The 4,158-nt window shown below is 70.7% G+C and carries 5 protein-coding genes; 2 read left to right on the top strand and 3 right to left on the bottom strand.

Annotated features, from left to right (window positions below):
- Positions 1-384 (top strand): LysM peptidoglycan-binding domain-containing protein (locus Q2100_RS29265; protein ID WP_302916848.1); only part of this gene is annotated, 384 nt, incomplete at its 5' end.
- Between the two features lie 158 nt (positions 385-542).
- Positions 543-1,007 (top strand): transcriptional regulator NrdR, encoded by a 465-nt coding sequence (gene nrdR / locus Q2100_RS29270; protein ID WP_264015317.1) that lies wholly within the window; start codon positions 543-545, stop codon positions 1,005-1,007.
- A 4-nt stretch (positions 1,008-1,011) separates the two neighbouring features.
- Here nrdR and Q2100_RS29275 read toward each other — a convergent pair whose 3' ends face one another.
- From Q2100_RS29275 to Q2100_RS29285, 3 genes are read right to left on the bottom strand one after another with little or no spacing between them, the layout of a single operon-like run.
- The gene (locus tag Q2100_RS29275) at positions 1,012-1,698 is read right to left on the bottom strand and encodes a PhzF family protein (protein WP_302916849.1); all 687 of its coding nucleotides are present in this window, start codon (positions 1,696-1,698) and stop codon (positions 1,012-1,014) included.
- A 41-nt stretch (positions 1,699-1,739) separates the two neighbouring features.
- Positions 1,740-2,762, bottom strand: a complete 1,023-nt coding sequence (locus Q2100_RS29280) for an alpha/beta fold hydrolase (RefSeq protein WP_264015314.1) — start codon at positions 2,760-2,762, stop codon at positions 1,740-1,742.
- An 18-nt stretch (positions 2,763-2,780) separates the two neighbouring features.
- A complete protein-coding gene (locus Q2100_RS29285) occupies positions 2,781-3,809 on the bottom strand; it encodes a proteasome assembly chaperone family protein (protein ID WP_302471833.1) in 1,029 nt (342 codons plus the stop codon).
- Between the last annotated feature and the right edge of the window lie 349 nt (positions 3,810-4,158).

Raw genomic sequence — 4,158 nt, forward strand, 5'->3', positions numbered from 1 at the left:
CAGGCCCGCAGGCGGCCGCAGTCCACCCGCCCCGGCGGGCGGCCCGTCCAGTACCGCGGGACGGGCGTGCTCGTGTCGCGGGCGTCGCACCGACGCAGGCCGATCACCCCGTTGGCGACAGTGGGCCTCGCCCTGGTCGCCGCGGCGATCACGGTGTGGCTGGGCGTGGTGGCGCAGCTCGGTGGGGTGGTCGGCACGCCCGCGCAGGTGCCGGCCGAGCTGGCGGTGGTGCAGGTCCAGACCGGTGAGTCGCTGCAGCAGGTCGCGCAGCGGGTCGCGCCCGAGGCGCCGGTCGCGGCGGTCGTCGATCGCATCCGTGAACTCAACGAGCTGGACTCGGCGGCGGTCGACGCGGGCCAGACGCTGATCGCCCCAGTGGGCTGACCGGCCTCATGGGCGATGAATCGCCGTACTGCGCAAGGGGAGTGGCAGTGCCCCGTGGAGGCGCGCCGACCGCGACGCCGCTGAGTCGTCCGGGCGCCGCGCAGGTACGCTCAGAGAGGTTCGACGTGCGTACCTGTCGACGGAGCGAAGGAGCGACGATGCATTGCCCCTTCTGCCGGCATCCCGACTCGCGGGTGGTCGACTCACGCGAGACCGACGAGGGCCAGGCCATCCGCCGCAGGCGCTCCTGCCCCGAGTGCGGTCGCCGCTTCACCACGGTGGAGACGGCGGTGCTGGCGGTGGTCAAACGCAGCGGGGTCACCGAGCCGTTCAGCCGGGAGAAGGTCATCAAGGGTGTACGGCGTGCCTGCCAGGGGCGTCAGGTCGACGACGATGCACTGAACCTGCTGGCCCAGCAGGTCGAGGACGCAGTGCGGGCGGCGGGCTCTCCGGAGATCCCGAGCAACGAGGTGGGCCTGGCGATCCTCGGCCCGCTGCGTGAACTCGACGAGGTGGCGTACCTGCGGTTCGCCTCGGTGTATCGGTCGTTCTCCTCGGCCGACGACTTCGAGCGCGAGATCGAGGCGCTGCGCGAGCACCGCCGGGTGCGGACGTCGGGCTGACCGGTCAGGGCAGCTGCCGGGCGCCGTCGTTGACGACACGGCCGGCTACGCGCACCCATCCCTCCGGGCTCCACCGGGTGTGGATCATCGAACCCCTGCCCTGCACGATCGTCAGGTCGCGGCTGAGGTAATCGGTGAGTCGCACGGCGGCGGCGCCGGTCGCCTCGTCCTCGGGTACCCCGAGAACGGCCGCGAACATCCGGGCGCGCACTTCGCCGTTGTCGCGGTCGGTCCACGTCCACAGGTAGTGCTGGGTGTCGTCGGGGAAATCCGACGGGTCGGCCTCGGCGAGTTCGTCGAGCGATGACAGATCGTGGATCGCGAATTCCGGCGCCCAGTCCGAACGCGCGCTGACGGCGGTCAGGTCACCGTCGTAGGCGACCTGCACGATGCCTGCGGGAACCTGCAGTGTGTGCAAGGCCGACCCCTGCTCGCGCAGCCACCACGCCGCGCCGACGGTGGGGTGGCCGGCGAACGGCAGCTCCGTGGCGGGGGTGAAGATGCGCAGGTGCGCAGTGGTCGCGCCGGGCTCGGGGACGTCGACGAAAATCGTTTCGCTGTAACCGAGTTCGGTCGCCATCCGCTGCCGGTCGGCGGGGTCCACGGTGCTCGCGTCCACCACGCCGAGCGGGTTGCCGAACTGGCCGTCGGCGTCGGTGAAAACGCGCAACACTGTCACGTCGGTAGCCATGCGCCGATGCTACGTGCTCGGCTCGGCCGGGTGGCCGATTGTCAGGTGGCGCTGCGCTCGTCGGCTCCCATCGCGTCGAGCACCGCCACCTGGGTGCCGACCGATCCGGTCAGGGTGCCCTCGCGCAGCCCGTTGCGCAGCAGTGTCCGCAGCAGCTCCTGGTCGTAGACGGCGGGCTCGGTGGCGTCGATGAACTGCTCGACCACCTCGACGAAGCGCTCCGGGTCGTCGTGGAACGGGAAGTGGCCGGCCTTGTCGAACACCTCGAGGCGTGAACCGGGCATAGCGGTGTGCGCCATCGCGGCGTGTCCGACCGGGATGACCGAGTCGTGCGAGCCCCAAATGAGCTGCACAGGCACGGATTCGGTGAGGTAGCAGCGGTCGAGCATGGTGACCACCTGCCCGCGCCAGTCGACGACGGCGCGCAGCGTCCGGGCGAACGCCGACGACGCCGTCGGCTCGGGCAGGTCGGCCAGGATCCGCAGCATCTCCGGCAGATCGCGGCCGACGCGGGTGGAACCGAGTGCGCTGCCGGCGATGCGGCCGGCGGCCTGCAGTGCGGGCAGCACCAGCGGCAGCCGCAGCAGCGCGAGGGCCTCGCTGGCCAGCGGCAGCGACGCTAGCCGCAGCGCCACGTTCACGTCACCGGTCACCCCGCCCGCGCCGACGAGGATGAGTCGCTCCACCAGCTGCGGGAACTGGTAGGCGAACTGCATCGCGACGCCACCGCCCAGCGAGTGGCCGACGACGGTCACCCGGTCGACGTCCAGCACGCTCAGCAGGTCGCGCATGCCGTTGGCGTACGCGGCCACCGAATAGTCCGCGCGGGGCTTGTCGGACTTCCCGTGGCCGAGCAGGTCCGGGGCGATGACGGTGAACCGCTGCGCCAGCGCGGTCTGCACCGTGCTCCACGTGGTGGAGTTGTCACCGATGCCGTGGATCAGCAGGATCGCCGGACCGGATCCGGCGATGCGGAACGCCCGCCGGTAGCCGTGGATCGTGCGGTACTCCAGCGACGGCGTCAGCTGCCGCACCGGACGAAGATCGGGCTTGCGTGGTGACATGCGGCCTCCGGTACGGGGCTACCGCCGGTCTTCGCCCTCACCGAAACCGTCGCCGTAGCCGTCTCTGTACTTGTCTTCCTTGAACTTCTCGCCGGACTGCTGGGCGAGGAACCGCTCGAATTCTGCGCCGAGTTCGTCACCGCTGGGCAGTTCTTCGTCGTGCGCCAGCAGTGACCGATTCTCCTGTGCCGTGACGAACGCATCGTACTGTCGCTCCAGCGCCGTCACCACCTGAGCGACCTCGGCGCTCGCTTCGACCTGCTCGTTGATCTTCTCGTACACCTCGGCGCCGGCCTCACCGAGCGCGGCCAGCGGGATCTGCAGCGACGCGCTCCGCGAGACCTCGGCCAGCAGCGCCTCCGCGGCCTGCGGATATGCGGTCTGAGCCAGGTAGTGCGGCACGTGCACGGTGAAGCCCACCGCTTCGTGACCGTGCTGCGCCATCCGGAACTCCAGCAGGTTGGACACGCTGCCCGGCACCTGCACCTCGCCCACCCACGGCGTGTGGTCGGCGATCAGCTCCTTGTCGGTGGCGTGCGCGGTCAGGCTGACCGGCCGGGTGTGCGGCACCGCCATCGGGATGGTGCCCAGCCCGATGACGCGCCGCACGCCGAGGTGTTCGGCCAGCAGCCGCACCGCGGTGATGAACCGCTCCCACCGCAGGTCGGGCTCCATCCCGGCGAGCAGCAGGAACGGCGTGCCCGCCGTGTCGCGCAGCGCGTAGAGATTGAGCTCGGGCTCCTCGTAGTGCGTGAAGTGGTCGGTCTTGAACGTCATCAGCGGTCGCCGCGAGCGGTAGTCGAGCAGTTCGTCGATCGCGAACGACGCCACCAGCTCGGTGTCGAGCGTGTTCTTCAGGTGCTGGGCGGCCAGCTTGATCGCGTGGCCGGCGTCCGAGAATCCCTCCAGCGCGTGGATCAGCACCGGCCCGCGGCCGTCGGCCGACGACAGCTGTGGCGCGGGGAACTCCAGCTCGTACATGCCGGTGGACTCGGGCTGGTAGTACTGCTCGGGGGTGTCGGCACCCCCACTCGTCTCGTCAGCCATCTGAACATCCTCCTCGTGCCGGTACCACTAGTGTCGCCCATTGCGGCGGGTAGCCCTTGGTGGGCTCGCAGTCGCGCCCACCTGCAGTGCTGCGGGCCCCGCCATTCGCCGGAATCCCGCATACGGTTGGAACACGGCCGCCCCGGGACCGCATTCCGCACGGGATGCCCGTATCCGGTCTCGCCGAACCACCGGCACGCGGCGGATTGCCAGCGTCGTCGGGCACCATCGGTTCATGCGTGGGTCCCCGGTCACGGCCGCCCTGCGGAGAACCGCAGTGCCGGCGGTGCTGCTGGCCGCCGTCCTCGCCGGCTGTACGGGGCCGTCGACGGCGGTGCAGCGGCCCGAG

The organism is Mycolicibacterium arseniciresistens (assembly GCF_030519285.1).
Taxonomy (GTDB): domain Bacteria; phylum Actinomycetota; class Actinomycetes; order Mycobacteriales; family Mycobacteriaceae; genus Mycobacterium; species Mycobacterium arseniciresistens.